4 protein-coding genes are annotated in these 4813 nt (G+C 55.7%); 1 reads left to right on the forward strand and 3 read right to left on the reverse strand.

Going from position 1 to position 4813, the window contains the following annotated elements; translation table 11 throughout:
• Positions 1-331 precede the first annotated feature (331 nt).
• Entirely contained in the window at positions 332-715 is a 384-nt protein-coding gene (locus tag AB5202_RS09760) for a hypothetical protein (RefSeq protein ID WP_138374237.1), read from the reverse strand.
• Positions 716-1341: 626 nt separating this feature from the next.
• On the opposite strand from AB5202_RS09760, the gene AB5202_RS09765 reads away from it, so the two are divergent.
• A complete protein-coding gene (locus AB5202_RS09765) occupies positions 1342-1581 on the forward strand; it encodes a hypothetical protein (RefSeq protein WP_368144642.1) in 240 nt (79 codons plus the stop codon).
• 450 nt (positions 1582-2031) lie between these two features.
• On the opposite strand, the gene AB5202_RS09770 is transcribed toward AB5202_RS09765, so the two are convergent.
• Positions 2032-2460 carry a hypothetical protein gene (locus AB5202_RS09770; RefSeq protein WP_368144641.1) on the reverse strand — a complete coding sequence of 143 codons (429 nt, stop codon included), beginning with the start codon at positions 2458-2460 and terminating at the stop codon, positions 2032-2034.
• A 1-nt stretch (position 2461) separates the two neighbouring features.
• Positions 2462-4150: an ABC transporter ATP-binding protein gene (locus AB5202_RS09775; RefSeq protein WP_368144640.1), complete on the reverse strand. Its 1689-nt coding sequence runs from the start codon at positions 4148-4150 to the stop codon at positions 2462-2464.
• Positions 4151-4813: the final 663 nt, after the last annotated feature.

Below are 4813 nucleotides of genomic sequence, written 5' to 3' on the forward strand. Positions count from 1 at the left end.
GGCTTGGCGTCAGCATGCCGCGATTCGGTCGCACGGAGAGCATTTCCCAGTTGACAAAACTATAGGAACACCCCCCGTTTTTATCGTAACAGCTGATTCTAGGGACGCTTCAAAAAGTCAACCGAGGGTTTTGTCCCGTCAAGACGCCGAACGAGAATTACGTACCGCCAAGAGCCTCAAAACACGCCCCTCGCGGAACAGAATCCTCACTCGATTTCCATGCAGAGTAAAAACGTCAATCAATCATCCTCCGCAACGTCTATCCACCAAAAAGGCCGCCCCACGTGGAGCGGCCTTTGCTCGCAGCTTTTTACTGATAGTTACTCAAAAATTATTCCAACACATCCACAGAAGAGCAGCGAATCGTATTTTTCTTTCGGGAATCGAGAAAATAGCCTACCTTGACTTTAGACCCAACGCTCACGGGGCTATCGCTTACATAGCGCGTATGTTCTGAATCAACCAGAATGGTCAGACGATCAGACCCGTCGTTATATGGATCTTCGCTTTCGACCGACATGGTAAAATCGCCAGAGCTGTCAACGTTCAACACCAATCCGCTCACGAACCACAAATGTGAATAGTCACCTCCGCTATCTTTTTGGCAACGCTCCACTTTTAGAAATAGCGCAGAGAATGCGAACACGGCAACTGATATAGCGATGAAAACCTTAACGCCACTCCCCTTGCCATAAAATACAAATTTATTCGCCAAAGAAAAATACCCCTGCCTTATCCGTGTAATTAGCATAGTACTACGTTAACGTGCTCATGGCTGTGGGTTGGTTTAACCTACAGTCATGCTAAAGTTGCCAAAAGGGGTACAAAGGCCAATACGTTTGCACAGTGCCGGCACAGCGACCTAGCATCGTATGCACCGGCGGGATCATTGCTGGCCTGCAAGGAGAGCATGTCCACGCGCTCATGGTCGCCGGAGGCCTCGTGATGCAGCACGCGCCGAGCGGCGACTGGAAGCGCGTCGATTGGGATGCGCTTGCCGCCTGGCTCGACAGATACGGGTGCAAGGTCGCTAAATGCGAGACGGAGACCCTTCCGACCGCCGACGCGGCGAGTGGGAACGCAAGGGTAAAAATGCATCGTCGCTGAACCAGTGAGTCAGTATTCTTTAGTTGGATGATGGATATTGAAATTAATTAGCGAGATAATGTGCATATCTCATAATGTATGCGTTGCACCATGAGAGAGGGGCCTGTCATGAGCTGGAAACCGAGAAAATGCGTTATCGCCGGTCTCGTGACAACCGGTCCTGGCGGCGGCTTGTTTGCAACCGCAATGACATCGTACCGACTTTTCACTTACATGTTCTAAAAGGCGGTTGCCATGCTGTCGCAAAATCAATCGAGATACTTGGTCACAATCGGCTTTGCCCTGCTTGCATTACTCTTTGCTAGCGACCTTTTGCTGAAACCGCCCAAGGAACTCGCTTTGCTTGCCATAGACTGCATTTCCGCCCTTTACTTTACGGCAACCCTATTCGTCGGACTAAAGGAGAGGAAAAAAGGCGCAGTCGTTGCGTCCGCCGTAGGCGTGATCACAGCCATTGCCTCATTCTTTATCTGACACATTGGTGATCTAGGGGCGATATCGTAGGAATACGACCGGGAGAGCCAGGACCAGATTGCCCGGGTTGCCCGGTCGGCTCGCGCGACGGCGCGGCGGTTCGACAGAAAGCTCTCCGGACTTCACGCCGTTTCTGATCGCATTGTAGACAGCCAACTCGTCTTCGCAGTCGGCGAGCACGCGGTGTGCGTCGTCGTTTTGGATGTACAGTAAATCTCGAAGGTCCTCCATGCACCAGCGTCCGAGATCTGGCCATGCGCGTCGCGCGAGCTGATAAGTGTCGATCGCGATGTTGTAGTTAAAGTCCAGTCCAAAGCCGTCCCAGGCAGAACGGCATTGTTTCCTTGATTATCAACTTCATCCGGACACTTCCCGCATTCATCCGTGTGTGTACGGATGAATGCGGGGTTCGATACCCCGGCGGCCTGATCGGCAGACCGCCGGGAGTTCTCACTCCTCGATAAAAGCCGGCACTCGGTTAGTCCTGCGCATCTTGAAATCGCCAGTCTCGTGGGAGACGTAGAGAATGCCGTCCATCCCGTCTCGTGATGCATACGACAGGTGAACTGAACCGCAATCCGATCCATCATTGTCGAGAAGATCGAACGAATTCGGGTCGCTCGTTGCGGCCAAACGACCACTCAGACAAGAGCCATCGTCATTACAGATTTGCCATTCCATGTCTTCGCCTGCAAGAATCGCCATAGACGGCCTGGTCGCGCCATCGTTGACATACATCCCGTCTATGCCAAAACCGTTTTCAGCGCCATCGATGAACGACTGCTCGGACCTATACCTCGCAAATGATGCACATAGCACCATTGCAAGACAAAGTGCAGAGCCAACAATCGCTATCTTTGCATAGCTCTTGCCTATCATGTCATTCACCTCCCTCGTATGTATCGAGGTATTCCTGCTTGAGCGTCTGCGAGGACGACTTGATCTTTTCCACGAGCGTGCCGGCCTCGATGAAGTAGAACGAGTTGGTAAGGTCTGCCAGGTCGTCGAGCAGATGGCTTGAGATGAGCACGCTGCGTCCCCGCGCCACTTCGCTGCGCATCGCGTCGCAGGAGGTTTTCCGTTTTCCCGGATCGAGGCCGTTCAGCGGTTCATCGAGGATGAGGTACGGGCAACCGGTCGCTATCGCCATGGCAAGCTTTACCTGCTGCTTCATTCCTGTCGAGAGTTTACGGGTCGGCTTGTCGAGATATGGGGAGATTCCGAGGGAGTTGCAGAGCGAGTCGATGTCGGCGGCCGATTTCCACGCCTCCCTAACGAAAGAGAGGTGCTCGCGGGCCGATAGCGTGGGGTAGAGATCCGCGCCGCCTGAAGAGCTCAGGTAGACGAGTTCTGCGAATTCGGCTGATCGACGTTGGTAGATTCCGTCTGCCAACAGGCTTCCCGAGCGGATGCGGGTGGGAAATTGGCCCGACAGCGCTTCAAGAAGGGTGGTTTTCCCCGAGCCGTTGGGAGCGACGAGCCCCGCCGCCGTTCCCGGGCCCAAGGAAAGCGACCCGATCGAAAGTATCGTCGTGCTCCCGTATCCCACGCTCACGTCCAGGAGCTCAAGCCCATGGTGCTTTTTAGCGGGTCCAGCCTGTTTGGGCGAACGCGTCACAACGGCGCCGACCGCGAAAAGGACCGCGACGTACACCAGGGCCACGGCAAGCATCGATGCGCCGCCCGAACCGGAGCCAATGAATTCTGTCGGGAAGCATCCCACGTAACCCGTTGCCTCGATAGGCGAGAACACGGCCAGCGGCAGGAGCTCGAGCGCGGCATTATGCCCCAGTGCCGAATCGGACAATAACGGGAATGCCGGGGCCGCGACAAGCAGCGCGGAGGCAAGGGGGCCCGCGAGGACGCGCCTCGTTGCGGTCGATAGGACGACGGAGCAAACGGATATCAAGGTTCCGCCCGCAAGCAGCGCGAGAAGCAGGGTCGTGAAGACGTCTCCCGCGGTCGTGGTGGCAAGCGCGCCGTCATGGAAGAAGGCGATCGGGTACCCGATTTGCCCGAAGCCGTTTAGGGCCAAGGCGTAAATGCCCCCGGGCGCAAGGCCGGCGAGGAGCATCGCGGTCCCCGCGCCGATTATCGAAAACACGGTCTGGATAAGGCGCCGGAATTTGGGCGCGGGCGCCTTCGCCGCCAGGGTCCCGGGCCTTGTGGCGCCGAGCACGAGTATCGACGAGAGAAGGAAGGGGATGAAGGGAAGGAAGGACGGCGCCTGGGCAATGGCGTAGGGCAGGAAGGAGAGGAACGGCAGGTCGTTTGCGGAGGCCGGGATATCCGCGATGCCGGAGCTGCTCAGGGCACGGCAATACGCGAGGTCTGCGTCATTGGTCTCCTGGTCCCCCACGATGGACCCGGATTGGAAGCCCTCGTCCATGAGCGCGTAGTAGCTCTCGGCAGAGTCGAGAAAGGCGGCGTCGGTTTGAGCGGCGAGGGCGGCGTTCGCGTATCTTGCAAGCTCAGCGTCATCTTGCTGCTCTGGCGATAGGTCTGTGCCGCTGGCCTGGGGCGCGCGCGTATTGAATGCGTCGACAAAGCCCTGCATGCCCTGCTTCATAAAGAAGGGCCCGTAGATGGGTGAATTGAACGCAATGGGGACGGAAAAGGCTGCAGCGAGAACGAGCGTACAAATCCATACGGCCTTGTCTCTTAGGATTAGTTTGAGAAGAAGTCGACAGTACATTTAGAAGCACCTACATTCCTCAAAGCATCGTTAGATTAATGATGACAGACCGAATGGAGATGCGTGCGACGGGGGCGAGGCGAATGGCTGAGCGGTATCGATATGCGGGTTCAACGGTATTATATTGACCACATAGCTCCTGAATCCGCAGTTGATTAGAAACAGAAGGGCCCACCTGCGGGAACCCAGAGAGACGACGATTCGGGGCTCCCACCCCCGTTGATTAAGTCATTGGCTGCACCGCGCTCCTCGAAGCCGAAAATATGCTTTCTGGACAGACCGCGCTGCGCTGGTAAAATTTGCAAATGCGGAAATGCGCTACTTGCGCTATCTGCGCGTGTTTTAACAAATTAAGCACAGGTCAGGGTCATTCTGACCTCGCTGGGGGTCAAGGGGTCGCTGGTTCGAATCCAGTCGTCCTGCCCAGAAGTTTACAGGTCAGGCACCTAGTGCCTGACCTTTTTAATATGAGAAAGCCATTGTCAATAGGCGTGTTTGTTCGAGCCCGGTTTTAAACCGGGCTTTTTCGTTTCCCGT

Source organism: Collinsella aerofaciens, from assembly GCF_040915545.1.
Taxonomy (GTDB): Bacteria; Actinomycetota; Coriobacteriia; order Coriobacteriales; family Coriobacteriaceae; genus Collinsella; species Collinsella aerofaciens_BE.

Bases quoted from the DNA above. Each gene is read 5' to 3' on its own strand.
- AB5202_RS09765 (WP_368144642.1), top strand. From the start codon at position 1,342: ATGCTGTCGCAAAATCAATCGAGATACTTGGTCACAATCGGCTTTGCC.
- AB5202_RS09770 (WP_368144641.1), bottom strand. From the start codon at position 2,460: ATGATAGGCAAGAGCTATGCAAAGATAGCGATTGTTGGCTCTGCACTT.
- AB5202_RS09775 (WP_368144640.1), bottom strand. From the start codon at position 4,150: ATGAAGCAGGGCATGCAGGGCTTTGTCGACGCATTCAATACGCGCGCG.